The sequence below is a fragment of the Labrys sp. HAY1-8F genome, from assembly GCF_056754975.1.
In genome coordinates this window covers 3,670,492-3,696,492 of the sequence record NZ_JBPGWZ010000002.1, presented here as the reverse complement: position 1 = coordinate 3,696,492, position 26,001 = coordinate 3,670,492, and the positions used below count along the sequence as shown (strand labels likewise).

The 26,001-nt window shown below is 66.2% G+C and carries 18 protein-coding genes and 1 pseudogene; 9 read left to right on the top strand and 10 right to left on the bottom strand.

What is annotated here, in order from left to right; translation table 11 throughout:
* Window positions 1–41 precede the first annotated feature (41 nt).
* The gene (locus tag ACR9ZN_RS26060; protein ID WP_481273543.1) at window positions 42–410 is read left to right on the top strand and encodes a hypothetical protein; all 369 of its coding nucleotides are present in this window, start codon (window positions 42–44) and stop codon (window positions 408–410) included.
* A 239-nt stretch (window positions 411–649) separates the two neighbouring features.
* Here ACR9ZN_RS26060 and ACR9ZN_RS26055 read toward each other — a convergent pair whose 3' ends face one another.
* Window positions 650–1,063, bottom strand: a complete 414-nt coding sequence (locus ACR9ZN_RS26055; RefSeq protein ID WP_434959311.1) for a hypothetical protein — start codon at window positions 1,061–1,063, stop codon at window positions 650–652.
* Between the two features lie 107 nt (window positions 1,064–1,170).
* Between ACR9ZN_RS26055 and ACR9ZN_RS26050 the strand changes: the two genes are divergently transcribed.
* A complete protein-coding gene (locus ACR9ZN_RS26050) occupies window positions 1,171–1,494 on the top strand; it encodes an MmcQ/YjbR family DNA-binding protein (RefSeq protein WP_434959310.1) in 324 nt (107 codons plus the stop codon).
* An 86-nt stretch (window positions 1,495–1,580) separates the two neighbouring features.
* A complete protein-coding gene (locus ACR9ZN_RS26045; RefSeq protein WP_481273542.1) occupies window positions 1,581–2,414 on the top strand; it encodes a hypothetical protein in 834 nt (277 codons plus the stop codon).
* 5 nt (window positions 2,415–2,419) lie between these two features.
* Here ACR9ZN_RS26045 and ACR9ZN_RS26040 read toward each other — a convergent pair whose 3' ends face one another.
* Window positions 2,420–2,800, bottom strand: a complete 381-nt coding sequence (locus ACR9ZN_RS26040) for a hypothetical protein (protein ID WP_481273541.1) — start codon at window positions 2,798–2,800, stop codon at window positions 2,420–2,422.
* A gap of 12 nt (window positions 2,801–2,812) precedes the next feature.
* On the bottom strand, window positions 2,813–3,670 hold the full coding sequence (locus ACR9ZN_RS26035; RefSeq protein WP_481273540.1) for a DMT family transporter: 858 nt from the start codon (window positions 3,668–3,670) through the stop codon (window positions 2,813–2,815).
* A 529-nt stretch (window positions 3,671–4,199) separates the two neighbouring features.
* On the opposite strand from ACR9ZN_RS26035, the gene ACR9ZN_RS26030 reads away from it, so the two are divergent.
* From ACR9ZN_RS26030 to ACR9ZN_RS26020, 3 genes and pseudogenes are all read left to right on the top strand, one after another.
* Window positions 4,200–5,138, top strand: coding sequence for a LysR substrate-binding domain-containing protein (locus tag ACR9ZN_RS26030; protein WP_454812071.1), 939 nt, complete (start codon window positions 4,200–4,202; stop codon window positions 5,136–5,138).
* Window positions 5,072–5,740 (top strand): annotated as a pseudogene (locus ACR9ZN_RS26025) (MFS transporter); the annotation flags it as partial. The gene ACR9ZN_RS26030 and the pseudogene ACR9ZN_RS26025, both read left to right, overlap by 67 nt.
* Window positions 5,741–5,758: 18 nt before the next feature.
* Window positions 5,759–6,361, top strand: coding sequence for an MFS transporter (locus tag ACR9ZN_RS26020; RefSeq protein ID WP_434959757.1), 603 nt, complete (start codon window positions 5,759–5,761; stop codon window positions 6,359–6,361).
* Between the two features lie 70 nt (window positions 6,362–6,431).
* Here ACR9ZN_RS26020 and ACR9ZN_RS26015 read toward each other — a convergent pair whose 3' ends face one another.
* The 5 genes from ACR9ZN_RS26015 to ACR9ZN_RS25995 all read right to left on the bottom strand — a co-directional run bounded on the left by ACR9ZN_RS26015 (window position 6,432) and on the right by ACR9ZN_RS25995 (window position 11,242).
* Window positions 6,432–7,385: a glucokinase gene (locus tag ACR9ZN_RS26015; RefSeq protein WP_481273539.1), complete on the bottom strand. Its 954-nt coding sequence runs from the start codon at window positions 7,383–7,385 to the stop codon at window positions 6,432–6,434.
* A 249-nt stretch (window positions 7,386–7,634) separates the two neighbouring features.
* Complete coding sequence (locus ACR9ZN_RS26010; protein ID WP_454812065.1) at window positions 7,635–8,264, bottom strand: glutathione S-transferase family protein; 630 nt, start codon at window positions 8,262–8,264, stop codon at window positions 7,635–7,637.
* Between the two features lie 366 nt (window positions 8,265–8,630).
* Complete coding sequence (locus tag ACR9ZN_RS26005) at window positions 8,631–8,918, bottom strand: aa3-type cytochrome c oxidase subunit IV (protein WP_434959303.1); 288 nt, start codon at window positions 8,916–8,918, stop codon at window positions 8,631–8,633.
* A 98-nt stretch (window positions 8,919–9,016) separates the two neighbouring features.
* On the bottom strand, window positions 9,017–10,552 hold the full coding sequence (locus tag ACR9ZN_RS26000; protein WP_454812064.1) for a trimethylamine methyltransferase family protein: 1,536 nt from the start codon (window positions 10,550–10,552) through the stop codon (window positions 9,017–9,019).
* Window positions 10,553–10,654: 102 nt separating this feature from the next.
* Complete coding sequence (locus ACR9ZN_RS25995) at window positions 10,655–11,242, bottom strand: hypothetical protein (protein WP_434959301.1); 588 nt, start codon at window positions 11,240–11,242, stop codon at window positions 10,655–10,657.
* 105 nt (window positions 11,243–11,347) lie between these two features.
* Between ACR9ZN_RS25995 and leuD the strand changes: the two genes are divergently transcribed.
* From leuD to htpX, 3 genes are all read left to right on the top strand, one after another.
* Window positions 11,348–11,953 (top strand): 3-isopropylmalate dehydratase small subunit, encoded by a 606-nt coding sequence (gene leuD, locus ACR9ZN_RS25990; RefSeq protein ID WP_434959300.1) that lies wholly within the window; start codon window positions 11,348–11,350, stop codon window positions 11,951–11,953.
* 474 nt (window positions 11,954–12,427) lie between these two features.
* Window positions 12,428–13,129 carry a L,D-transpeptidase gene (locus tag ACR9ZN_RS25985; protein WP_434959299.1) on the top strand — a complete coding sequence of 234 codons (702 nt, stop codon included), beginning with the start codon at window positions 12,428–12,430 and terminating at the stop codon, window positions 13,127–13,129.
* A 217-nt stretch (window positions 13,130–13,346) separates the two neighbouring features.
* Window positions 13,347–14,309 (top strand): zinc metalloprotease HtpX, encoded by a 963-nt coding sequence (gene htpX / locus ACR9ZN_RS25980; RefSeq protein ID WP_434959756.1) that lies wholly within the window; start codon window positions 13,347–13,349, stop codon window positions 14,307–14,309.
* 130 nt (window positions 14,310–14,439) lie between these two features.
* On the opposite strand, the gene ACR9ZN_RS25975 is transcribed toward htpX, so the two are convergent.
* Both ACR9ZN_RS25975 and ACR9ZN_RS25970 read right to left on the bottom strand, forming a co-directional pair.
* Window positions 14,440–14,991 (bottom strand): invasion associated locus B family protein, encoded by a 552-nt coding sequence (locus ACR9ZN_RS25975; protein ID WP_481273538.1) that lies wholly within the window; start codon window positions 14,989–14,991, stop codon window positions 14,440–14,442.
* Between the two features lie 23 nt (window positions 14,992–15,014).
* Window positions 15,015–25,904, bottom strand: a complete 10,890-nt coding sequence (locus ACR9ZN_RS25970) for a hypothetical protein (RefSeq protein WP_481273537.1) — start codon at window positions 25,902–25,904, stop codon at window positions 15,015–15,017.
* Window positions 25,905–26,001 lie beyond the last annotated feature (97 nt).

The following is a 26,001-nucleotide window of genomic DNA, read 5'->3' as shown; positions in this document are numbered from 1 at the left end:
TGCGAAAGAGCAGCATTGAGGCACTCGTAGCAAGGAATGGCATGTCGCCAGGCACACGAACTACCACCACATTCGCCCAGATCTGGACACGCTTCCACGGGCGCCTCCTCCTCATTCTCCTGCTCGGCCTCTTGCAAATCTGCATCGCCACCGCGACCTTGCTTTTCCTGACCATGGTGTCCTGGGCATACACCAGCGGCGACATTCAAGCCGGATTGGCCGGGGGCCCGGAAGACTGGATGCCTTTCCCAGTGATCGCGGCGGCCCTCCTCGTCATCATCGGCACCGCGATGATCATTCTGATGCGCCGCGAGTTCCCTCTACTCACGCTTTGGTGGCGTCTGTTTCTATGCGCCATGCCCATGCTGATCGCATCGGGACTCTGCGCCTCTATAATCCGTTCTGGTTAGTCGCAGGCAAGGCCGGTCGTCTCAGGTGCCATCAAAACCTCAGCGCGAACATGCCCTCGGACCGTTGATCAGGCAGATGAGAGCGTACCCCAAGGCCCGCAGAAGGCGACGAACAGCCCGCATGGGCTACATGCTGGATGAGGCGATGCTGACGACGATGCAGTTGGGCTGAGGAGCGCCCTTTTTTGCGCCGGTTGGCTCTACCGTCGACTAGGCAAAGCCACTATAGGCTCCGCCCTCTACCGCCCCCGATGCCGCGATAGCACCAGGGTTGCTCGTGCCCTGATACCGGGAAAGCGGGTGTTCACCCCGCTCCAGCGCCAGAACAGCCGGTTGCCTCGCCGCCAGGCCGTCACCATGCCGCCGTCGACGCAGGTGCCGCGGCCGTAGCGAATATGCTCGCGGTAACGCACGATGGCGCCGTGCTGGCTGCGCCGGATCAGCACCCCGCCGCAATGCAGGCTGGGATAGTCGATGCGGGCGTTGCCGTTGATGTCGAAGACGAGATGGATGCGCCAGCGGCTCGGCGGCGCGCCGCGCTCGCTCTGCACGCCGGTACCGACCCAGGCGAGATGGCGCTTGGCCGGCAGCGTGGCGGCAAGCGCCGGAACCGTCGCGGCGACGAACAGGAAAGTGAGGACGAGACGGAGCATGGTCTTCATCCCCTTTGCCTAGCCAGAGCCACGGGCCTTGGCAAGACGATGTCACTCACGGTTGCGAAGAGGTAAGCTCGCCTTCGGAATAGCGGGGAAAACGCATCATGGCCGATGCCGGTGATTTCAGGCGGATCGCCCTGTCGCTCGCGGGCACCAGCGAGGCGCCGCATTTCGAGCGCACCGCCTTCAAGGCCGTGCGCATCTACGCCACCCTCGCCCCCGACGGCCTCAGCGCCAATCTGCGCTTTACGCCGGAAGAGCAGGAATTCAAATGCCTGCTTGCCCCTGATGTTTTCCGCCCTGTTACCAATGCCTGGGGCCGGCAGGGCTGGACCACGCTCACCCTTTCCGCCGCGAGCGAAGCGGAATTGCAGGACGCGCTCGCGATGGCGTGGAGGCACGGTGCAGCGGCGAAGAAAAAGCGATGAGTTCATTCCATGCCGCCTCAGCGTGCCTTGTTTCGATTCCGGTCCCGTGGGAGAGAATCGGAAACGGAAGCAGAAAAAGGGTTGGAATGACCGAGCATATTGCAATCGGGGCTGTCTACGCCCGAGCTTGGGTCCTGTTCCGGCAACGTTTCATCTGGCTGATATTGCTCAATGTTCTACAGACTGTGAGCGTGTTGATCGGCTTGTTCCTGCGAGAATTCTTCCTGGCGACGTCTGTGTCTCCCAACGCGCCCTCTTACTATATTCTCGCCATCCATCCGGCCGGTGCCTACGGCCTGCCGGTTGCAGCCGGTGCTCTGTTCCTGTTTGCCAGCATGGGCATGGTGCTGGTGATGGATGAGGGGCGCCCCACAAGGACCAGCAGCGCCTGGGGTTCCCTGCTGCGGCGCTTCGTGCCGGTTCTGCTTGCCGTCGTCCTGTGTTTCGCCGCGCTCGGCTTCATCCTTTATGGCTGGGTCACCCTCATGGAGAGCCTGTCGCGCTATTTCGCCAGCCGTATCCTCCTGCTCGGCCTCAGCCTCGCGACCTTGGTCCTTCTGATCACCGTCTCCGCCCTGCTCTTCGCCACGCTGCCGGCGGCCGTGCTGGAACGCGGCGGCCCGTTCAAAGCCATCCGTCGCAGTTTCTCCCTTACCGCAGGGCAGCGCTGGCGGATCGCCGCCATCATCATGTTGCTGCTTCTGGGGCTGGTCATCGCCTTCATGATCATGCGGATAATCGCGCCCCCTCTTGGCGCCACGCTGGGCCTCTCCAGCAGCACTACCGTGGCAATCGCGATCTGGCTTGCCTACGACCTGTTCCTGTTGATGCTCAGCTTGCTGGTCATGGCGGCCTATCAGCAGATGGTCCGCCTCAAGGACGGTATTTCGGCCGAGGATGCCGGCAAGGTCTTTGAATAAGGCCCTCAGCGGGCCCCGGCTCGCGCCGCCACGCGTGCCCGCCCCTCCGCCACCGTCTGCACATCGGAGAGTTCGTCGATACGCAGGGGCACGCCGAACCAATGCACCGCCAGGGCGATGGCCAGAAGGCCTGCCACGTCCAGCATGGCGCCAATCGGCGCGGCATCAGGATCAATGCTCGCCAGGGCCAGCCGGAGCAGGATGAGGAACGCCAGCGCGAGCAGCAGGAGCCAGATCGCCGCCATCGAGACTGCGGCGGGGCCGAAGGCGACACCGACCTTGCAGTCGCAGGCAAGGCAGCGCGCCGAGCCCGTCGGCCCCAGCGTCAGCTTGCGCCGGACGGACAGGCAGGGCGCTTCCCCGCAATGGGGGCAGATATTGGCCATGGCAGGCTCCGCTCAGGCCGTCCGCAGCCGCGCCGCCCGTGCCTCCCACCAGACCAGGCCGAGGCTGGCGACGACGATCAGGGCAGCACCCGCGAAGACGTGGGGCTTGGGAACATCCTGCCACAGGAGGTAGCCATAGATGAAGGCCCAGACCAGACCGGTATATTCCACCGGCGCCAGGGCCGAGGCCGGAGCGTAGCGATAGCCCTCATAGAGCAGGTACTGGGCGACGCCCGACACCAGGCCGAGGCCGAGCATCAAGCCCCACCCCACGGCATCCGGCGTCTTCCAGATGAAGGGCAGCGCCGCCCCGCACACCAGCACGAACAGGCCGGATGTGGCGATCATCTGGTTGGCGGTGCTTTCGGAGCGGTTGATCAGGCGGATCAGCACCGTGCCCCACGCCCAGCAGAAGGCGGCGAACAGCACCATCGCCGCCGGCAGGAAGTCGGGCCGGCCCGAGGGATCGGCCGCCACGATCACGCCGAGGAAGCCGGCAAGCACGGCAAGCCAGCGCGCGACGCTGACTTTCTCCTTCAGGATCAGGATGGAGAGCACCACCGCCATCACCGGCGCGCCGAAATACATGGTGGTGAGATCGGCGAGGCCCAGATAGCGCGAAGCGTTGTAGAAGCTGAGCCAGGCCACCAGCAAAAGCACGCCGCGCGAGGTCAGCGCCCATTTGTTGCGGCTCTGCCAGATCGGCGGCTGGCCCTGGCGCCAGGCGATCGCCATGCCCACGACCAGGATGACGACCGAGCGCAGGAACAGGATCTGCGGCACCTCATAGCTCGCCACCAGCCATTTGACGGCGGCATCCTGGATGGCGAACAGGCAATAGCCGACCGAGGCCAGCGCGATGCCGGTCAAAGGGCGTGAATTGGGGAGAAAGGGGAGGCATGAAGGGGTACGCGAGGCAGCAAAACGGAGCTGATGGACTGGCTATACCATCGTCCCCGGCCCGACGCGAGCGAGAGCCCTGTGCTCAGATGTCGCGACTAGCCTTCTCCCTGATACCAATCCGCAGAATACATGACCCATCATCCCCGGCCGAGCGCAGCGAGGGGAAGGGGATCCAGGGGCTAGCGAGCGTAGACCCCGGCCCTGGATTCCCTTCCCGCCTCCTTCGGCGGCGCCGGGAATGACAGCGTTCTATCCACACGCACCGGTCACGATTCATGAAGGTTGGTATAAGTGGCTCGGAGCCCTCCTGCCGGCATCGCTCGCGAGCCGAAACGTCGAGACCGACAGACTGCCCCCTTCCTTTGGCGCCCCTAACCTCCATGCGTCATCATGCCCCTCGTCCAGGTCGCGCAGGGAACATTGAGTTTGGCCGAACCGGATGATGTAAGAGGATGCGATTTTCTCCCGATCGCCGCGATCAACGGGGTTCGACATCATGGACAGGCGCTGGCTGCCGCTGAACGCTTTGCGGGCCTTCGAGGCGGTGGGGCGGCAGGGGAGTTTCACCGGCGCAGCCCAGAGTCTGCTGGTCTCCCAAAGCGCCGTCAGCCGCCATGTCATCGGCCTCGAAGATTTCCTCGGCGTGCCCCTGTTCGATCGCAAGCCGTCGCAGCCGGCCCTGACCGAGGCCGGCAAGCGCCTCCTGCCTGTCGTCGAAAAGGCCTTCGAGCGCATCGACACCACGCTGGAGGAGATCATGCGCGAGCGGGGCGAGCCGCAGCGCTCTCTCAGAGTGCTGCTGCCGACGACCTTCGCCCAGCGCCTCGCCGTGCCGATCCTGCGCCATTTCCGGGCCGAATTCCCGGATCTCCGGCTCGACATCGATTCCCGCCCCGTGCCTGGCAATGCCGAGCGGGAGGCCGACGTCGCCGTGATCTACACGCCGCCGCGGGTAGCGCCGCAGGTACTCGACCTCCTCTGGATGGTGAAGCTGACCATCCTGTGCCATCCCGACGTCGCCGCGCGAGCCGATAGCACCGACATCGCCGGCTTCCTGGCCGCCAACGATCTCCTCCACGTCAAGCTCGACAGCCGCCCTCCAGCCTTCCTGTGGCAGAACTTCGCCAGGGCCGCGCATGTCGCACCGGGATCGCTCGATCGCGGCCTCGTCTTCGATACCGCCCAGCTCGCAGTGCAATATGCGCTATCGGGCGAAGGCCTGGCGCTGGTGGATCCCGTGCTGTTCGAGGACGAGATCCGGGCCGGCCGCCTGGTGCGGCCCTACGACATCCATGTCGATGACGGCTATGGCTATTACCTCTCCATCCACCCCGACGATCTCGACCGCCCGGAGATCGCCCTGTTCCGTTCCTGGCTGATCCGCCGTTTCTCGCGCCCGCCCTTCCTTCAGGAAAGCGCGGCACCGGCCGTCTGAGCTGCCTTCTCCCCCTTTCACCGCTCTCCTGCCACGAGTTCGCTGCCTTGCGTTCCTCCTACGCTTCCATCGCCGCCCTACTGGTCGCCGTCGCCGGCGTGCTGGCCGGCAATGGCGTTCTCACCACGCTTTTGCCGGTGCGCGCCGAGCTGGAACATTTTCCGGCGCTGGCCATCAGCCTGATGGGCTCGGCCTATTTCGGCGGCATGCTCGCCGGCGCCTTCCTGACCCCGCGCCTCGTCCAGCACTTCGGCCATATCAAGGCCTTCGGCCTGTCCTCGATCTGCGGCGCGGCGATGATCCTGGTCGCCGGCACCCTGGTCGAACCGCACGCCTGGGTGATCATCGGCTTCCTGCGCGGCTTCTTCCTGGCCGGCATCTACGCCATCGTGGAAAGCTATCTGCAGGGCAGAGCGGAGAACCGCATCCGCGGGCGCCTGCTCGGCCTCTACTCGATCACCCAATATGGCGGCTGGGCCATCGGCAACCAGTTCATGCGGCTGGGCGATCCGGCCGCCTTCACCATTTTCGGTATCGCTGCGGCGGTGGTGATCGTCTGCCTGACGCCCTTGCTGCTGATCGAGGACGGCCCGCCACCCAGGGACGGCCGTCGTCCCGGCATGCGTCTGCTCTGGCTCCTGCGCACCACGCCGGTCGGCTTCGTCTGCGCCACGCTGATCGGCTTTGCCAACGGCCCGTTCTGGTCGCTGACGCCTGTCTACGCCACCAAGCTCGGCATGGACGGGGTCCAGACCGGCACGCTGATCTCGGCCATCACTCTGGGCTCGGCCGCCTTCCAATTTCCGGTCGGCCGGCTCTCCGACGCCTTCGACCGGCGCAAGGTGCTGATCGGCCTCACCCTCGTCACAGCTCTGGTCGAGATCGGCATCTACTGGTCCGGCAAGCTCCTGGTCGGCTGGCCCTTCGTGATCACCGGCTTCGTGCTGGGCGGCATCATCTCGACGCAATATTATGCGAGCTCGGCCTATACCAACGACATCACCGGCCGCGACAATGCCGTCGGCGTCGCCGCTGCCCTGCTGTTCCTCTATTGCATCGGCGCCGTGCTCGGTCCGATCACCGCCTATTATATCATGCAATGGCTCGGCGATCCCGGCCTCTACCTCCACAATGCCGGCATTCACGCCGCCATGGCGGTGTTCATCCTGCTGCGGGTGCTGAGGAGCCCCGGTCCCGACAAGGCTGGCACGACCACGATCTGATCAGCCATCTAACAAGGATCTTCTTCTCCCCTCGCGGGAGACGGCTTGTCGCGCCCCCACTTTGCCATCCCTACCAATGCGCCGCCACTGCCGCGCAGCCGATCAAGCCCGGCGTTGGATGGGTGATCAGCCGGATCGGGATCTCGCGCAGGAACTTCTCCAGCGGGCTCTTGGCCTCGAAGGCAGCGCGGAAGGCGTCCTCATCCATCAGCGGCGAGAGCTTCTGCACCACGCCGCCATAGAGGAAGACGCCGCCCTTGGCCGCGAACATCAGGCCGACGTCGCCGGAAAAGCGGGCGAGATAGTCGAAGAACAGATGCGTGGCCTCCACCGCCACCGGATCGCTGGCCGCCACCGCCGCCGTGCCGATCTCGGCGGCACTGCGCTCGGCGGGATGGCCGGCAAGGGCCGCGAGCGCGGCGTCGATGCGCTGCAGTCCCGGCCCCGACAGCACATGCTCGCCCGAGACGCGGCCGATCCTGCTGCGGATGAGCTCATGCGCCTTGCCCCAGTCCCCGGCCGGCGCGCCGATCTCGGCATGCCCACCCTCGGAAGGCACCGCGATCCAGCGCGAGCCACCACGCACCAGGGCACCGACGCCCAACCCGGTACCGGGCCCGAGCACCGCCATATTGCCGCCGGCCGCGCTGGCGGTGACATTGCCGATCACCGTGGTGTCGGCCTGCGCCAAATGCGGCAAGGCGTGGGCGACGGCCTCGAAATCATTGATCACGTCGAGACGCGCAAAGCGCAGTTCCGCCGCCAGGGTCGGCGGATTGAACAGCCAGCTCTGCCGGTTGGTCGGCCCGACCATCTCGCCCGCCACCGGCCCGGCAATGGCGACGACCCCGGCATTGGGCCGCTCGCCGACATCGGCAATATAGGCTTCGATCGCATCGCGGAAGGTAGGAAACCGCTTGTTCTCGTAATGCCGCTCGCTGCGATAATCGGTGCGGCCCTGAACGACGAGGGCAAACCGGCTGTTGGTGCCGCCGATATCGCCCAGCAAGGTCAGGTTCGTCATGAGAATCTCGTCTCCCCGAGCAGCGCGTTCACGACTGAACGCTTGTTTGCTCTAACTTCTTGTTTCCAGCCAATCCAACGGACTGGCTAAAGCGTCTCTGCGATTCTCGACGATTCCGTCAAATCGCAAAACGCTGTTGATTGTTGCCGGTGAGGCTGACAGTTGCGGATGAGATTTTCAAGCCTGCCCGCACCAAGATGTAGCGCCTGCATTCCCCCCGTCAAAGCCCTTTGAAGAACCGAACACGGATCAATCCGGCCGCCCTTCGTGCCGCCGCCAGGCCGGCCCGATCACCGGATGGGCCATCAGGGCCTTGTACAGCGCCCGGAAAGCCGGCAGGGCACGCGCCTGCTCGTGCCAGCCGGCGATCATGGCGGCATAGACATCGACGATTGTGACATTGTCACCCAGCAGGAAGGGCCCGGCGATCTCGTTGGCGAGCAGGGTGAAGATGCGGTCGGAATCCCGCCGGGCCGCTTCGGCGACCGCCGCCCGCGCCGCCTCGCTGGCATCGGTGGTGAAGCGATCGGCGTAATAGGTCCGCAATGCGGCCGGATAAGCATTGGTCGCCAGGAACATCAGCCAGCGCAGCGAAACGGCCCGCGCCGTAGAGCCGGCGGCCGGCAGCAGACCGGCCCCGGCGGAAGCCTCGTCGATGGTGAGCAGGATCGCCGCCGTCTCCGTCAGCACGGTGCCGCTGGGCAGGATCACCACGGGGACCTGCGCAGCGGGATTGACGGCGAGGAAGTCGGGCGCCTGCTGCTCGCCCTTGTCGGTATCGATCAGGATGCGCTCGGGCGTGATTCCCGCCCAGGCAAAGGCAACGTCGACGACGAGGGAGCCGGTGCCGGGACACCAATAGTGCCGCCACTGCCGCATCGCATGTTCCTCCCGAGCATTACCATTGCCGTTTTATTGTTAGGCCGGATTCCGCCTCATTGCGAGCCGGATGATCAATGCGGACGAGACGCCATGGACTGCTTAGGACAGCGGGATGGATCGGGAAGGCCATATCGGTCTTGCCAGCGTAATGGCCGCCGATGGCGAAGGCATAGCCCCTATAGTGCCTCTTACACGGAAAGTGCCGGGCTCGCGCCCCGGCTCGTACCTGGCTGCAGGCAAGCCAGAAGGCCCGCACCTTGCGGACCACGGTCATTCATCGAGAGGCAAGGCGGGAGGGGCATCCCGATATCGCAATGCCGGCACCGAAGGTCGGGACGTCCCCGCCCTTCGGCAGCAGCCACCTCAGTGGGAGAGAAGCAGCAGAATGAGGAGTCCCAGGATCAGCACAAGGGCGCCAGGCTTCCAGCTCCAGCTCTTCACCGCCATGCCGAACACGGTGGCGATGGTCGACAAGATCGCGATGATCGAGCAGATGCCCCAGCGTCCGCTGGTGCCACCGATGGCCAGCGCAACCACGATGCCCAGAGTCCAGGCCATTCCGATCGCGGAAAAACGCAGGAACCCCTCATAGGTGTTCTTGTGATCGGAAAAGTCGTGCGAGGTCATCGTGTCGTGATGTGCTTCGGCCATTTTCATCCCCAGAATTGGACAAGGGCCTTTAACCCGAAGAGCCGCTTTATGCAATGCGGCGCTTTGGTGGCAGGCCCCAGCAGACGGCGGAGCCTGCGTCAATACCAGGCATCGGGCATGGCGGCCTTGCGCTCGGCCACGAAGGCCTCCAGAGCCTCGCGCTTGCCCGCATCGAGCGGTGGCGGCTCATAGGTTTCCAGCATCGCCTTCCATTTGCGGTTGGCACGCTGGACGATGTCTTGGCTCCCCTCCTCGCTCCATTGCTCGAAGGAATTGTTGTCCGAGAGCGGGAAGTCGTAGAAGGCGGTTTCATAGTTGCGCATGGTATGGGCGCTGCCGAGGAAATGCTTGCCCGGCCCGACCTCGTGAAAGCCGTCGAGGGCGAAGGCGTTGTCGTCGACCGGCATGCCTTGCGCAAAAGTGTGGAAGGCACCGAGTTGGTCCGCGTCGATCACGAATTTCTCATAGGACATCGCCAGGGCGCCTTCGGCCCAGCCGGCCGCATGCAGGATGAAATGGGCACCGGCCAGAAAGGCCGGCCACATCGAATTGGCGCTCTCATAAGCGGCCTGGGCGTCGGGGATCTTGGAGGCGCACAGATTGCCGCCGCAGCGCAGTGGCACGCCGAGCCGGCGCGCCAGCGCGCCGATGCCGAGATAGCCGAGCGCCGGCTCCGGGGTGCCGAAAGTGGGAGCTCCGGATTTCAGCGACATCGAGGACAGGAAATTGCCGAGGATGGCCGGCGCTCCCGGCCGTTCGAGCTGGGTGAGCGCCACGCACATCATGGCCTCGGCAAAGCACTGCGCCAGCGCCCCCGCCGTGGTCACCGGCCCCATGGCTCCCCCGAGGATGAAGGGCACGCACACGGCCGCCTGATTGGCCCTGGCATAGGTGCGGATGACGCGGGATGCCTCGCCGTCCAGCACCAAAGGTGAATTGGTGTTGACGTTGCCGAGGATGACGCAATTGGCGTCGACGAACTCGGCCCCGAACAGCACCCGGCACATCTCGATGGAATCGGCGGCTCGCGGCGCCGTGGTCACCGACCCCATGAACGCTTTGTCCGACAGGGTCATATGCGCCAGCACCATGTCGAAATGCCGCTTGTTGACGGGCACGTCGACCGGCTCGCAAACCGTGCCGCCGGAATGGTGCAGCCAGGGCGTCAGATAGGCCAGCCGCACGAAATTGCCAAAATCCTCCAGCGTGCCGTAGCGCCGGCCGCGATCGGCATCGGAAACGAAGGGCGAGCCATAGGCCGGCGAGAACACCGTATTGGGCCCACCGATCACCACCGAACGCTCGGGATTGCGGGCGTGCTGGACGAAACTCGCCGGGCAGCTCGCCTGGATGATCGAACGGATCAGGCCGCGCGGCGGGCGGATGCGCCAGCCATCGGTGTCGGCACCGGCCAGGCGGAAGAGGTCGACGGCTTCCTGGTCGCCGCGGATCTCGAAGCCGATCTCCTCGAGGATGCGGTCGGCATGCTCCTCGATGCGGACGAGGGCTTCCTCCGACAGGATCTCATAGGGCGGAATCCGGCGCGTGATATAGGCGGGTGCCGCCGGCCCGCTGCGCACCCCGCGCCGTCCCGAACGGGACCGCCTCGTCTCGGCCGCTACTTCCGCCCCCATCGTGCCACTCCTGAGTTGGACAGAGTGATGCTAGCTGGACGAAAATGTCTCAAAGACTGAAACCGGACATTCCCTGTTCTGCAGGCGACAGTTTCTGGCCGTTCAGTGCACGGGGGAGATGATGGTGACGGAATGATCAAGCGAAAGCCGCCGGATGGCGAGTTCCGCCGCCATGACATTGTCGAGCCCGGTCAAGGTCGTTTCGGCCTCGTCGCCCTTCGCCTCATGGCGGATTTCCAGCGTGCCGAAGCCGCGTTCGATGCTCTTGCGCTCGACGCCCAGAATGGCTCTGCCGGAAAGGACTTCCTCGATGCCGCTGCGGATGGAGATCAGCACCAGGCGCCGATCCGTGATCAGCACCACCCGATCCTTGGCGCGCCGGTAGGCGGCCCAGGGCGCGCAGGTGAGGTAAAGCCCGAACAGGAAGGCCGGCACGGCGAGGAGGCTGAACAGGGCCGGCAGGATCAGCGAGCCGCCACTGTGGACAGCCTGCCAGACGGCCACGAGGCAGGCCCAGGCGATCGGCAGGCTGAGAACCGCGAGAAGGACGCCGGCGCCGAGGGTCGGCAAAGCGTTGCGCGCGGCCTCGCGCGGATCCGGCGCAGTGACGTAGACGATCGGCTCGGCGGGCGCCAAAGCCTTCACCGTCGCGCGTCGCGCCGCCTCGCTCAGCGTCAACAAGCCAGACATGGTTCCTTCCGGTCCAATTCACTGTCACCCAATTTGCTTGTCACTTGCGCCGTCTAGCCATAAAAGACCGGGCAACAGGGCCTTATCTCACACGGTTTGAACACAATGGACAAGTTCGTCACGCTCACGGGCGTCGCTGCGCCGCTGGAAATCATGAACGTAGACACGGACATGATCATCCCCAAGCAATATCTCAAGACCATCAAGCGCACGGGCCTCGGCGCGGGACTGTTTTCCGAGATGCGCTTCAACGATGACGGCAGCGAAAATCCGGATTTCGTGTTGAACAAGCCCGCCTATCGCCAGGCCAAGATCCTGGTCGCCGGCGACAATTTCGGCTGCGGTTCCTCGCGTGAGCATGCCCCCTGGGCGCTGCTCGATTTCGGCATACGCTGTGTGATCTCCACCTCCTTCGCCGACATTTTCTACAACAACTGCTTCAATAACGGCATCCTGCCGATCGTCGTCTCCGAGTCCGATCTCGAAAAATTGTTCGACGATGCCCGGCGCGGCGCCAATGCCACGCTGACGGTGGATCTCGAAGCCCAAGAAATCCACGGCCCGGATGGCGGCAGCGTCAAGTTCGACATCGACCCGGCCCGCAAGAACAAGCTACTCAAGGGCCTCGACGACATCGGCGAGACCATGGAGAAGACCCCCTCGATCGCCACCTTCGAGCAGAAGACGGCGGCGTCGCGCCCCTGGATCTGACCTCGCGGCCCTGAAGCCTGTCTCCGCCCCTTCGCGCCCCCCGCGGCGGCGCTGTTCAATTGGGAAAGGACGACACCGAACGAGGCCCGGCAATCTCTTCTCGAAACCGGGAGGGACTGCCGGGCTTTCTCTTGAAAGCGCAAGATGTCTGAAGGTCGGCCGCTTGCGGGCCTCCACAACGCCGTCGGCTTTGCTCGGGGGCTCAGGGCGGGAATGAGGGCTGCATTTCAGCCGCCGCAACCGGGCGGCTGCGCACCTTCATGCACTTGCCATGCCTGGTTGCAAAGCACGCCTGAGACTTGCTTCGATATCGCCAACTCTTGCGCATTACCAGGGGTGACGTTGGGAAATGACCGCTGGAGCATGATTTGCGCCAGCCTTACTGTGCCGAATAATGAAGAATTAACGATGATCAGCTTGTAGTAGGCGCGCGATTCGCATGCTCATTCTGATTCCCGGTTTGGAAGGTCCGTGATGCCCCAATTGTCCCGCCGCCTGTTCATGCTCGGCGCACCGCTCCTTCTCGCCGGCTGCGCCTCTTCGAAGCGCCTGTCAGCCGACTCGATCTTCGACGGCTGGGGCGGCAGCGATTATGACTATGGCGAAATCTATGCGGGCTTCGAGGACAACGGCAATCCGGTCCCGGCGATCGATCTGCGGCGGATCGATTCAGCCTTCCTGCGCCGGGAAGTCTCGGACCCGACCGGCGAGGCGCCGGGTACCGTGGTCGTCGACCCGGCCAATCACTATCTCTACCACGTGCATGAAGGCGGCAACGCTACGCGCTATGGCGTGGGCGTCGGCCGCGAGGGCTTCGCCTGGAACGGCCGCGCGACGATCAAGCGCAAGGCGGTATGGCCGCGCTGGACGCCGCCCTCCGACATGGTGAAGCGCGACAGCGAAGCGGCCAAATGGGCCGGCGGTATGCCCGGCGGACCGGGGAACCCCTTGGGCGCACGGGCTTTGTACCTGTTCCAGGGCGATCGCGATACGCTCTACCGCCTGCACGGCACCATCGACCCCTCCTCGATCGGCAAGTCGATGTCGTCGGGCTGCATCCGTCTGCTCAACCAGGACATCATCCACCTCTACAACAACACCCCCGTCGGCTCCCGCGTGGTGGTGCTGGGCAGCGGCGGCGATGGATATGCCGACGACCAGGAAGCGGCGATGTAATATTGGCGCCTTGCGAACGGAGTGAAGCCGTCCAGCATTGCGCCGAATATATCGATTGCCGGGCCGCTTTGGCGTCCTCGTAACGACGTCCTCGCCAGTCAAACCTATCGCTGACTGACATTACAGCTTCCACGTGACGAAATTTTCATGCGCAACCCTCTTGCGCATGGACCATCGCAGACCCGATTTTCAGGCCATGACGAACGGGTTCCTTCCGATGCATTACGCGCGCACCGCCCTGCTCCTCGCCGGCATGACGGCCCTGTTCATGGTGATCGGGCTCATGCTGGGCGGCAAGGGCGGCATGATGATCGCCCTTCTGGTGGCCGTGGGCACCAACCTGTTCGCCTATTGGCGCTCGGGCGACATGGTGCTGTCGATGTATGGAGCCCGCGAGGTCAGTCCCGCCAGCGAGCCGGGGCTCTACAAGCTCACGGCCGGGCTTGCCCGCAATGCCGGCCTGCCGATGCCCAAGCTCTATCTGATCGACGATCCGCAGCCCAATGCCTTCGCCACCGGGCGCGATCCCGCCAATGCAGCCGTTGCCATCAATACCGGCCTGCTGCAGTCGCTGTCGCGCGACGAGGTCGCGGGCGTGATCGCCCATGAGCTTGCACATATCAAGCATCGCGACACGCTGCTGATGACCGTTACGGCCACGCTGGCCGGCGCCATTTCGATGGTGGCCAATTTCGGCATGTTCTTTTCCGGCAATCGCGAGCGCAATTCGCTCGGCCCAATCGGCAGCATCCTGCTCGCCGTGCTGGCGCCGCTGGCTGCCATGGTGGTGCAGATGGCGATCTCGCGCTCACGCGAATATGAGGCCGACCGCCTGGGCGCCGAGATCAGCGGCAACCCGCTGGCACTCGCCTCGGGCCTGGCGCGCATCCAGAATGCCGCCCATGCCATTCCCAACGAGCAGGCCGAGGCCCATCCCGCCACGGCGCACATGTTCATCATCAATCCGCTGTCGGGACGGCCGATGGACAATCTGTTCTCGACCCATCCCGACACCCAGAACCGCATCGCCGCGCTGGAAGAACAGGCCCGGCGCATGGGCGCGGGACGACAACCGCCCCGTCAGGGCGGTTTCGTCGAGGGCGTCAATCTCGACGACCTCGGCCCTCGCGGCCCGCAAAGCCCGAAAGGCCCGGAGAATCCGAAAGGCCCGTGGGGCTGAGCCGACGTACCAGGAAGCATTGAAAATGCCTCATGGATCCGTCCCGCGGTTTTCGCCGGATCCTTGATCCGGTGCCGGAAATCGCGGGGTGTTCAAGTCTCGGATGCATCGGCATCGTCGAGCCTCGGTATCACTGGATCTTGGCGTAGCTCTCGGCAAAGCCCGTAAGCGGCAACTGCACGCTGACATCGTTGCGCTGCAGGTTCTGGAAGGTCGTCTTGAGCTGCTTGCCCGTCTTCATCCGGGCCAGCAGCCCGGCATCGAGCGGCGTGCCGACATAGCAGCCCGCGCCGTCGCAGGTCTGCAGGGGATAGCTCACCGGCTGGCCGTCATCGACCTGCAGCTTGAGGCCGGCTGGCAGATAAAGCCCGAGCGGCAGGCGCACCAGCACCACGGGAGCGCGGGTGTCGCTGGGAACGCGTACCGAGAAGCCGACCACGAGTTGGCCGGTATTGTTCATCACCGCATTCTCCTCGACCACGCAGTCGAGCGGCCCCTGCCGGGCGTCCGCGGTGCAGCGCGTCACCCAGCCGGGTGCCGCGGGAGCCGGTGCCGTGGAAGGCGCCGCAGCTGCCGCCTTGGGCGCCTCGGGGGCGGCAGGCTTCTTGGCCTGCGCCTGTGCGCTGCCCGCCAAGAGGCAGGCCAGCCCCGCAGCCACCGTCATTTCAACCACACGATGCATCGTCGCCTACCCGTCCTTCGATCTTACCAGCTGTAGCGAAGCCCGCCCGACCCGGTAAGATCGTGCGAGGATTTGGAGAAATTGCCGCTGAACTTGCCGTAAACCGACAGGCCCGAGGCCGAGACCAGGTTCACGCCCGCTTCCACCAGGGCTGAATCCCGCGGCGCCGAAGCGCCGTAGACCACGAAATTATAGCCGGGCGCTGCGGTGAAGCCAGCCTCGACCGAACGCCGGTTCGCGAACTCATGCACCCATGAGGCGCGCAGGAAGGGTTCGAGATAGGTCGTCTCGCCGAAATAGAAGCGGGTATCGATCTGCGCGCCCAGGAAGGATGGGAACGAGTTGATGGTCCGCCCGGCATAATTGAGGGCGAGCCCGCCATTGGTGCCCTGGGCGTGCTCGGTCGAGCCGTCCAGATGCAGGGAAGAGAACTGCAGCGCCGCGAACGGCGTGACGTTCACGCCGGAGAAATTGGCCTTGTAGCCTCCCTCCAGACGCCCGCTGATGGCGCGGCCATCGAAGCTGTTACCGAGCGCGTCATAGGCACCCGCCACCGGATTGACCGGGGCATCCGTGCCCTGGATCATAGCGTAGCGCTGGATGGTGGCGTGCATCACATCGAAGCCGAGCAAGCCGTTGGCGTAGAAATTGCCGTATTTGGCCGCCCCGTACAGCGCGAAATGGCCGGCATCCACCTTGCCGGTGGTGGCGCGCTGCTCCACCCCGAAGCTCGAATGGCCCCCGCCGACCGACAGGCCGATCAGATAGTTGGGATCGAGCTGGTAATCGATGCCCGCCGCTAGGCCCTGGTTGTGGGTCTTCAGATTGCCCGAGCCGACGGCGGTGTTGCCGTCGAAGGAGGAACTGCCGCCATAACCGGTGACCCAGGCACGCCACAGTCGGGTGTCGCAGAAGGAAGCACCCTTCTCGGTCTTGCCGCCGACATCGGCGCTGCAGCCGCCGACGGTCTTGCCGGTGAGATCGACCGCATTGGCGTTGCGCCAGAAATCGGCCTGCTGCATCACAGAGCGCATGAAGGCCCCGCTGTCGGAGAACAGCGTCTGCTGCACGCCGGCCGTGCCTTCGCCGTCGATGGAGTCGTAGGTCTTCTGCAGGGAGGCCAGGTCCGGCTGGAAGAAGATGGCAGCCGCCAGCGGCACGAATTTGGGCGAAGTCTGGTCGGTCTGGATCGCATTGATCGCATTGCCGACGGCATGCCCGTTCCTCGTCAGGCCATCTGCCGAGAAGTCGATCTTGGTGCGCAGGATCGCATCGTAATCGGTGAAGATCAGGCTGTACTTCGCCACCGCCGTGGGGATGGCGTCGATGGTCATGCCGTTGTCGCTGACACCCTTTTCGGTATGCACGATGACATGGTCGCTGGTGCCCGGCGTCGCCTTGCCGGGATTGAGGAGGTTGATCGAGACCTTGCCGGCGAGATCGGCCGCACCCGAGACTTTCACCAGATCGGTGAAGCCGGGATTGCTCAGATCCGGCACGGCCGCCACCAGCGTTGTCGCCGACGACGACGTCGTGCTCCAATTGGCGTTCCGGTCGAGATCGAAGTCCAGCATATAGGTGCCATCGGCCTTCTGGGAGAAATAGCCGGTCTCGTTGGTGGTGAAGACCCGGTTGATGCCGCCGATGGCCATGAAGCCGGAATTGCTGAACAGATGCGCCGCGGTATCGCCGAGCTGGATGGTGTCGCCGGTGACGAACCAGGCGCCGTTCTTGTTGTCGAAACTGTTGAGGCCGGCGCCGAGCTTGACCGAGCCGGTGACCAGGTTGGTGTTGGTCACCGCCTCGTTGCCGGCCGTGCCATAGATGGCGAGGCCATCGATCCAACCGGTCCCGATCAGCTTCCTGTCCTTGTCGAGGGCAAGACCGACGGTCTTGCCGAGGTCGGCGATCAGGCCGGCATTGCTCAGCGTATTGGTCGCGCCGTCGAGGAAGCCGACGCCGGCGCCCATGCCGGTGCCGCCGATGATGGTGCTGTCGGCATTGACGGTGATGGCGATGTTGCCATTGGTCTTGCCCGCGCTCTGGGCCAGGATGGCGAAGGAACCGGAGCCTGCCGTCGTGATGTCCCCGGTCTGGTTGATGGTGACATCGCCCGCCTTGCCGTCGCCGCCAGCGGAGCCGGCAAAGCCGATGCCGACGCTCTTGCCGTCGAGCAGATTGGTCACCACGCCCTGCGCGGTTTCCGGCAAGGCATCGATGAAGGGCTTGGGCACCGTGAGGCCGCCCAGCGAATTGACCACACCGCCGCCACCGCCGATCGACTGGGCGAAGATGCCGTGTGCATTGGTGCCATTGGTCGCGATCAGTTCGGCCGTGTTGGTGACGCTGACGTCACCGCCATTCCCGCCGCCGCCGGCATCCGCGCCCCAGGCGCCGAGCCCGGTCGCAGCGGCAGCATAGCCGCCGCCACCGCCAACCGACTGGGCGAAGATGGCCGTGGAATTCTGGCCGAAGGTCAGCAGCGAACCGGCATTGGTGACCTTGACCGTGCCGCCATCGCTGCCGGCCGCCGCGCCGCGCTCGAAGGAGACGAGGCCGTAGGTTTCGCCGGACGAACCACCGCCACCGCCGACTGATTGGGCCATGATGGCATTGGACTGGTCACCGGTGGTGATGATGCTGACGGTGATCGGCTTGACACTGGGGTCATTGGAAAGCTTGACCTGCTTGCCGCCCGCGGCATTGCTGACGGTCACGTCGCCACCCTTGCCGCCGGCGCCTGACTTGCCGCCGATCGCCACCGCACCGAGGCCGCCGCCGCCGATGCCGCCGCCGCCGCCGACCGACTGGGCGAACAGGCCGTTGGAGAAGTCTCCCTTGGTCTGCACGAAGCCGGCATTGGCGATGCCGACGCTGCCACCATCGCCCGAGGCGCCACCGCTGCCGCCGACCTGCACGAGATTGACGCTGCCGACGAGGCTGCCGATGCCCTGCTTGTCATAGAGGAAGCCGCCACCGGTGCCACCGCCGCCACCAACCGATTGGGCGGTGACGCCATTGGACTCACGGCCCTCCGTGAAGATCTCGCCGGCATTGGCGACCGCAACCGTGCCGCCATTGCCCGCGGCGCCGCCGGCACCGCCGATGGCGAGAGCGCTGAGGGAGCCGCCACCGCCCGTGCCACCGCCGCCACCGACCGACTGGGCAGTGATGCCAGTGGAGAACAGGCCCTTGGTGCCGAGATAGGCGTAATTGTTGACCGTGACGGCACCGCCATTGCCGGCCGCCCCACCATCGCCGCCGATATCGATCAGGCCGGAGCCCGCGCCGCCCTGGCCGCCGCCGCCGCCGATCGACTGGGCGAAGATGGCGCCGGAGGAGATGATGCCGTTGGCCTGGATGGCGCCGACACTGACGTCACCCGACTTGCCGTTGGTCACCGTGACGATGCCGCCATCACCGGCCGAGCCACTGTCGACGCCGAGGAGATTGGCGAGCGCACCGCCGCCGAGGCCGATCGTGCCGGTCAGGCCAGCGACGGCATTGCCGCTGTTGCCGCCACCACCACCAACCGACTGGGCGAAGATGCCCCAGGAATAGATACCCTGGGTCAGGATCTGCCCCTGATTGTCGATCGAGACCGTATTGCCATTGCCGGCCGAGCCGCCATAGCCGCCGACGGCGACCACGTAGTTCTTGGCGATGCCGACGGCACCGAAGGGCATGGCCGCGAGCGTGGCGTAATTGTAGGGACTAGGCACCACGTCCTGCAGGCCGATGATGGCGCTGCCGCCCTGGCCGCCGCCGCCGCCGATCGATTGGGCGAAGATACCGCTGGAGGCATCGCCCTTGGTGACGATCACGCCGTCATTGCCGACGGTGACCGTGCCGGCATCGTTGCCAGTGCCGCCGAAGCCGCCCACCGTCGCCTGGAAGGAGAAGTTGTTCTTAGTCTCCTCTGGCGCCGTGCAGACGACCGGCAGGGTGCAGGCCTTGGTCAGGAGCAGGGCCAGAGAATTGGCCTGGCCGCCATTACCGCCACCGCCGCCGATCGACTGGGCCTGGATGCCATGTGAACCATTGCCATCCGTCTGGATCGAGCCGGATTGGTCGACGGTGACATTGCCGGCGGTATTGCCGTCGCCGCCGAGGCCGCCCACGGAGAAGCTGACATTGATCGTGCGGCCCTGGCTGGCGCCGCCGACGCCGAGCACCCCCGAGAGGCTCGAGCCGCCATTACCGCCGCCGCCACCGATCGACTGGGCGAGGATGCCTTGCGCCGCATCGCCCTGCGTCTGCAGATTGCCGTTGCTGGTGACCTTGACATCGCTGCCGGTACCGCCGCTGCCGCCCTTGCCGCCGACGGCCGCCCCGAAGTTCAGATTGGTGTTTTCGCCGCCGACGCCGAACACGGCCGAGCCCGCAAGCCCGCCATTGCCGCCACCGCCGCCGATCGACTGGGCGAGAATCGCCTGCGAGCCGATGCCCTTAGTGCCGATATCGCCGACATTGCCGATGGTGACGAGGCCAGCACCGGTGCCGGCACCACCAAAGCCGCCCAGCGAGGCGCTGATATTCTTGGAGCTCGTGCCGCCGAAGGCGCCGGTGATCGACATGCCGCCATTGCCGCCGCCGCCGCCGATCGACTGGCCGGCCAGGCCGATCGAATAATCGCCCGCCGTGGTGATCATACCGTTGCGCGTAACGCTGACATTGCCGCCCGTGCCAGCCGCGCCCCCGAAACCACCCACGCTCAGGGCAACATCGACGGCATTCTGGCTGACACCGACCGCACCGGCAAAGCTCATGCCGCCATTGCCGCCGCCACCACCGATCGACTGGGCCAGCACGCCATAGGCATGGTCGCCGAGGGTGGTGATCAGGCCCTTGGAGTCGATGTTGACGGCACCGGCATTGCCGGCAGCGCCGCCAAAGCCGCCGAGCGAAGCGGAAACGCCGGCTTGCGTACTGCCGGAAGCGCCGCCAGTGATGGTCGCCGCGCCACTGAAGCCGCCATCGCCACCACCACCGCCGATCGATTGCGCCAGGACACCGTTGGAGCCGTCACCCTTGGTCAGGATATTGTCGACGCTGGTGACATTGACCGTGCCGGCATGGTTGCCGGTGCCGCCGAAGCCGCCGACGGAGAGGCCGAAGCCGGCGGTCGCGCCCTGGCTGAAGGTCAGCGACAGCGCACCGGAGAAGCCGCCCGAACCGCCGCCGCCGCCGATCGACTGGGCATAGATGGCATTGGAACCATCTCCATCCGTCTCGATGGTGGCGCTGTTGTCGGTCGGCAGGACCTTGCCGATGTTCGACTTGATGGTGACGTCGCCGCCGGTGCTGCCCGAACCGCCGCCGCCACCGACGCTGACCGAGGCACTCCCTCCCGTGCCGGTGCTGACATTCAGGTTGCCGGCGACCGAAAAGCCGCCATTGCCGCCACCGCCACCGATCGACTGGGCCGCAAGGCCGTGGGCGAGAGCCCCCTTGGTGTAAATCAGACCGGTGCTGTCGACCTCGGCCGACCCGGCCTTGGCGCCATCGCCACCGAAGCCGCCGACGGAAACCGCCAGGCTGACATTCTGCTCGCCGACGCCGATGGCACCCGCGACGCTGGCACCGCCATTGCCGCCATTGCCGCCGATCGACTGGGCCAGGATGGCCGTCGAGCCAGCCCCGAGCGTTGCGATATTGCCGATATTGCTGGCCTTGGCGTTGCCGGCCGTGGCACCGCCGCCGCCGAAACCGCCCACCGAAACGCCCAGGGCAACGCCCTCGCCGATGGTCGCGCTGAGGCTGCCGGCAAAACCACCATTGCCGCCGCCGCCCCCGATCGATTGCGCCAGGAGGCCGAGCGACAGGTCACCCTTGGTCTGCATATTGCCGGTATGGCTGACATTGACGCTGCCGGCCTTGCCGCCATCGCCGCCGAAACCGCCGATACTGGCATTCAGGCTGCCGCCCTGCCCGATCTGCAGCGAACCGGCAACCGAGAAGCCACCATTGCCGCCGCTACCACCGATCGACTGGCCGACCACGCCACTGGACAGGATGCCATCGGTCGAGACATCACCGTTGACGGTGACTTCGACCGCATCGGCCTTGGCGCCGTCGCCCCCCGAACCACCGACGCTGGCGCCCAAAGCGACGCCATTGCCGATATTGGCCGAGAGCGTGCCGGCAAAGCCGCCATTGCCGCCGCCGCCGCCGATCGATTGGGCCAGCACACCGGTCGACTGATCGCCTTCGGTCGCGACAGCGCCGGTCTGCAAGACCGTGACCTTGCCGGCCGTACCGCCATTGCCACCGGCGCCGCCGACTGCAACCGCGATGCTCGCGCCGCCCTCGGGCGACACCGTGATGGCGCCCGCGGCGGCAAAGCCGCCATTACCGCCACCGCCACCCAGCGATTGCGCCAGGATGCCGGTGGACGAGGTGCCGAAGGTTGCCACGATGCCCTTGTTGGTCACGCCGACATCGCCTGCCGTCGCGCCGCTGCCGGCAGAACCGCCGACAGCCACGGCCGCGCTGCCACCGCCTTCGGGCGCGAGGGCGATGCTGCCGGACACCGCAAAGCCGCCATTGCCGCCACCGCCACCGATCGATTGGGCCGCGATGCCGGCAGAGAAATTGCCGAATGTGACGATGTCGCCCGTGCTGCCGACGGTAACCGCACCGGCCGTGTTGCCGGAACCGCCCTTGCCGCCGACGGAGGCCGAGAGGGAAACGACGCCCGAACCGGACACGCCGATGCCGAAGCCGCCATTGCCGCCGCCGCCGCCGATCGACTGCGCTGTGATGCCAGCCGAGAGATCGCCGAGCGTGGTGATGTTGCTGGCCTGCTGCGTGCCGTTCTGGACGTTCACCGTGCCGGCCGTACCGCCATCGCCACCGCTGCCGCCGAGCGACAGGGATAGGGCGCCGGCGCCACCGAGAGCCAGCGAGCCGCTGAAGCCGCCATTGCCGCCGCCACCGCCGATCGACTGGGCCAGAATGCCGCCGCCATTGGCGGTGGTAGCCTTGTAGCTGCCGTCGGAGACGCTGCCCGTACCGGCCCCGTTGACGATCTCGCCATTGCTGGTGACGTTGACCGCGGACGCAGTGCCGCCGCTGCCCCCGTTGCGGCCGACGGCGACCGACAGGCCGGCCGATCCGCCCAGGGTCGCAGCGATGCTGGAGCCGCCATTGCCGCCGCCACCGCCGATCGACTGGGCAAGCACACCGGCGGCATTGGTGCCGGTAACCTGGACCGCGCCCTGGTTGGTCAGGCTGACGCCGCCGCCATTGCCGCCATTGCCACCGGTGCCCCCCACGGCAACACCGATGGAAACGCTGGTCGACAGCGAGGCGGAACCCGAGAAACCACCATTGCCGCCGCCGCCGCCGATCGACTGGGCGACGAGGCCGTTGGAAGCCTCGCCCTTGGTGAGGATCGGGCCGGTGCTCTTTACCGTCACGAGGGAGGCATCGGCACCCGCGCCACCGCTACCGCCGATGGCAACGGAAGCAGCCCCGACGCCGCCGACATTGAAGGAACCGGAGAGCCCGAAACCGCCATTGCCACCACCACCGCCGATCGACTGCGCCAGCACGGCGTCGGAACGATCGCCCTCGGTCTGGATCGCGCCATTGCTGGTGACGGAAACCGTGCCGGCATTGTTGCCGGCGCCACCCTTGCCGCCCAGCGACACCGCCGCCGAACCGGAGACGCCGACCAGGGGAACGCTGCCGCTCAAGGTAGCGGCAAAGCCGCCATTACCGCCGCCACCGCCGATCGATTGCGCCAGGATGCCGGCCGAATTGTCGCCCTTGGTCAGGATGTTGTGGTTCTGGTCGACCAGGACGGAAGCGCCGCTGCCGCCGCTGCCACCGCCACCGCCGAGGGAAATTCCGGCGGAAACGCCGCCCGAAAGCGCGAGCGCGCCGGCAAAGCCGCCATTGCCACCGCCGCCGCCGATCGACTGCGCCAGGATGCCGGCCGAATTGTCACCGTCGGTCTCGAGCGTGGCCGTATTGCCCGTCGCGCCCGCCGGCTTATAGGCCTTGACCGTTACGGCGCCGCCATTGCCGCCACCGCCTGCCGTCCCGCCGAGGCCGACATTGACATTGCCGGCGACCGAGAGCTGGCCAGCCACCGTGGAGCCGCCATTGCCGCCGCCGCCGCCCACCGACTGGGCCAGGATGGCCGCCGAATTGTCCTCCTTGGTCAGGAGGTTGCCGGTCGAGGTCACCGATACGGTATCGCCATGCCCCGCTTGCGCACCGCTGCCGCCGAGGCTCACCGACGCACCGACCCCGCTGATCCCCGCGCCGACGGCCAGGCCGCCATTGCCGCCACCGCCGCCGATCGACTGGGCCAGGATGGCGGAAGAGTTCTTGCCGCCGGTTGCGATGTCACCGTTGCTGTCGACGGTGACGCTCTTGCCCGATCCGCCCTTCTCGCCGCTGCCGCCGAGACCGACATTGGCACTGGCAAGGCCGAGGCCAGCCGCAACCGTCACGCCGCCATTGCCGCCGCCGCCGCCCACCGACTGGGCCAGGATGCCACTGGCATTGTCGCCTGCCGTCGTAATCACGGAGAGGTTGGAGACATTGACCGTGCCGGCATCGCCGCCCTTGCCGCCACCGCCGCCGAGCGCGATCGAAGCCTGGACGAGCCCTGCGGAACCAGCCACCGCCAGGCCGCCATTGCCGCCACCGCCACCCACCGATTGGGCGAAGACGCCGGTCGAGCCACTGCCATGCGTCTGGATGCTGCCCTTGGTGTCGACCTGGACATTGCCGGCGCCACCGCCGTCGCCGCCGCTGCCGCCTAACGCAACACTGGCGCTGATCAGCCCGCCATTGGCGCTGATGCCGAAGCCGCCATTGCCGCCGCCGCCGCCCACCGACTGGGCAAAGATACCGGCCGAGCGGTCACCCCAGGTGATGATCGAGGCGCTGCTGGCCTGAGAGGGATCGGCATTGTCACGAAGGACGCTGACATTCGCGCCCGTACCGCCGACACCGCCCTTGCCACCCAAAGCCACCGTGATGCCGGTACCGACGGCCAGGGCATTGCCGCCATTGCCGCCGCCACCACCGACGGACTGGGCAAAAATGGCGGCCGAATCGGTGACAAGGCTCGAATTGTTCTTGGCATTCACGCCCGTTTCGATGAGGCCGGCGCTGGTGACCGTGACGGTACCGCCATTGCCGCCCGAGCCACCCTGGCCGCCCACGGTGAAGAGGCCGCCTGAGGAGCCGCCATTGCCGCCGCCACCACCGACCGATTGCGCGAAAATGCCCTGCGAGAAGGACTGGTAGGTCGTGATCGACCCGCCGGCCGCATTGGTGACGTTGACCGATCCGGCATTGCTGGTGGTCGAGCCCTTGCCGCCGATCGCCACGAGACCGCCGGAGGAACCGCCGTCACCGCCGCCGCCGCCGATCGACTGAGCGAAGATGCCGGTGGAATTGAAGCCCTTGGTGGTGATGCTGCCGCCATTGACCGCGGTGACATTGCCGCCGGCTCCGCCGGCTGCGCCGTCAGCCCCGAGCACGACGAGGCCGCCGCCGCCGGAGCCCGAACCGCCGCCGCCGCCGATCGATTGGGCGAGGATGCCGAAAGAGTGGGTGCCGCTGGTGGTGACATCACCGAAATTGCGTGCATCGACGGTGCCGGCGTCGCCTCCCGTGCCACCCTGGCCACCAATGGCGCCGAGACCACCGGCACTGCCGCTGCTGCCGCCGCTGCCGCCGATGGATTGGGCGAGCAAGCCATGGGAATTGGCACCGTGGGTGACGATGGTCAGGCCTTCCAGCGCCGTGACCGAGGCCGAGCCGCCGCGACCCGCGCCCGATGCATCGCCGCTGGAGGCGACGATGCCGCCGGCGCTGCCGCCAGCACCGCCCCTGCCACCCTGGCTGATAGCCCCCAGACCGCCGGAATTATCGCCATAGGTGGTGATCGTGCCTTCGCCCGCGGTCACGCTCGCCGCGCCCGCGGCGCCGCCCTTGCCGCCCTCGCCGCCGCTGCCGACCACCGTATAGGAGCCGCCGCCATGGCCGCCGCTACCACCGATGGACTGCGCCATCACGCCATAGCCATTGGTGACGGTGATATTGCCCTTGCTGGTCACGGTGGCGCTGCCACCGGCGCCACCGCTGCCGCCGCGCGCGCCGCCGCCACCGAGATAATAGTCACCGCCATCGCCGCCGTCACCGCCCCGGCTGATGGCGATCACCCCAGGCTGTCCCGAGGTCGTCAGCGTCTGGCCCGTGCCGGCATAGTTGAGATTGAGACCGCCGCCCGTGAGGCTGCCGCCACTGGCGCCCGGCTTGATGGTCATCGTGCCGGCATCGCCATTGGTGCCGAGCGAGATGGTGATGGAACCATCGGCATCGTTGGGGGTGATGGCGGCGGGAATATCGACGGAGGTTGTATCGTAACCGCCACCGCTCTTGGGTGTCTGAGTCTGTTTCGTATAGACGTTGCCCGATCCAGCCTTCGGCGTCAGCGTGATGATGGAACCGTCGCTGTAATTTATGACGGCGACGCCCGTGGTCTGGTTGAAACTCTGGCCGGTGACGGTCGGCGCACTGCCGCCGCCCGAACCGCCGCCGCCACCCGATGCCGGCGGCACGAACAGCGCGCCGTCATGGCCGTTGCCGCCATCCCCGCCATTCTGCTGCAGGCGGACCTGCCCGTTCACGGGCCCGCTCAAGGTGTTGACGTTGAGGGTGGTCGGGCCCGCATTCACCTGCACACCCCCGGATAGGTCTCCGGCACAGGTCTGCGTCGAACCACTGGTGGAGCAAGCCGCGAGAGCAGGCGTCGCCGCGCCGATGGCCGCCAGAGAAACGCCTAGCAGGCTGGACTTGAGTGCCCATATCCATCTCGGCGACGCCCCGTGCAAGATCTTGCCCTGCTCGGCAACGCAACTCAGGTCACGACGATAACGCGTCATTCGAAATCCCCACCCACTCAGACATCGGCAGGGATCTACGGCATGCTGATACCGCCTGGCCGCGACGCAGGACGTCGATGCCGGCTGGTGGTTCCAA

What these genes read in the sequence shown, in the direction of transcription:
- ACR9ZN_RS26050 (WP_434959310.1), top strand. Translation starts at nt 1,171, where the DNA reads ATGGCCGATGCCGGTGATTTCAGGCGGATCGCCCTGTCGCTCGCGGGC.
- ACR9ZN_RS26060 (WP_481273543.1), top strand. Translation starts at nt 42, where the DNA reads ATGTCGCCAGGCACACGAACTACCACCACATTCGCCCAGATCTGGACA.
- ACR9ZN_RS25985 (WP_434959299.1), top strand. Translation starts at nt 12,428, where the DNA reads ATGCCCCAATTGTCCCGCCGCCTGTTCATGCTCGGCGCACCGCTCCTT.
- leuD (WP_434959300.1), top strand. Translation starts at nt 11,348, where the DNA reads ATGGACAAGTTCGTCACGCTCACGGGCGTCGCTGCGCCGCTGGAAATC.
- ACR9ZN_RS25975 (WP_481273538.1), bottom strand. Translation starts at nt 14,991, where the DNA reads ATGCATCGTGTGGTTGAAATGACGGTGGCTGCGGGGCTGGCCTGCCTC.
- ACR9ZN_RS26055 (WP_434959311.1), bottom strand. Translation starts at nt 1,063, where the DNA reads ATGCTCCGTCTCGTCCTCACTTTCCTGTTCGTCGCCGCGACGGTTCCG.
- ACR9ZN_RS26020 (WP_434959757.1), top strand. Translation starts at nt 5,759, where the DNA reads ATGCGTCTGCTCTGGCTCCTGCGCACCACGCCGGTCGGCTTCGTCTGC.
- ACR9ZN_RS26010 (WP_454812065.1), bottom strand. Translation starts at nt 8,264, where the DNA reads ATGCGGCAGTGGCGGCACTATTGGTGTCCCGGCACCGGCTCCCTCGTC.
- ACR9ZN_RS25970 (WP_481273537.1), bottom strand. Translation starts at nt 25,904, where the DNA reads ATGACGCGTTATCGTCGTGACCTGAGTTGCGTTGCCGAGCAGGGCAAG.
- ACR9ZN_RS26005 (WP_434959303.1), bottom strand. Translation starts at nt 8,918, where the DNA reads ATGGCCGAAGCACATCACGACACGATGACCTCGCACGACTTTTCCGAT.
- htpX (WP_434959756.1), top strand. Translation starts at nt 13,347, where the DNA reads ATGCATTACGCGCGCACCGCCCTGCTCCTCGCCGGCATGACGGCCCTG.
- ACR9ZN_RS26015 (WP_481273539.1), bottom strand. Translation starts at nt 7,385, where the DNA reads ATGACGAACCTGACCTTGCTGGGCGATATCGGCGGCACCAACAGCCGG.
- ACR9ZN_RS26000 (WP_454812064.1), bottom strand. Translation starts at nt 10,552, where the DNA reads ATGGGGGCGGAAGTAGCGGCCGAGACGAGGCGGTCCCGTTCGGGACGG.
- ACR9ZN_RS26045 (WP_481273542.1), top strand. Translation starts at nt 1,581, where the DNA reads ATGACCGAGCATATTGCAATCGGGGCTGTCTACGCCCGAGCTTGGGTC.
- ACR9ZN_RS26030 (WP_454812071.1), top strand. Translation starts at nt 4,200, where the DNA reads ATGGACAGGCGCTGGCTGCCGCTGAACGCTTTGCGGGCCTTCGAGGCG.
- ACR9ZN_RS25995 (WP_434959301.1), bottom strand. Translation starts at nt 11,242, where the DNA reads ATGTCTGGCTTGTTGACGCTGAGCGAGGCGGCGCGACGCGCGACGGTG.
- ACR9ZN_RS26040 (WP_481273541.1), bottom strand. Translation starts at nt 2,800, where the DNA reads ATGGCCAATATCTGCCCCCATTGCGGGGAAGCGCCCTGCCTGTCCGTC.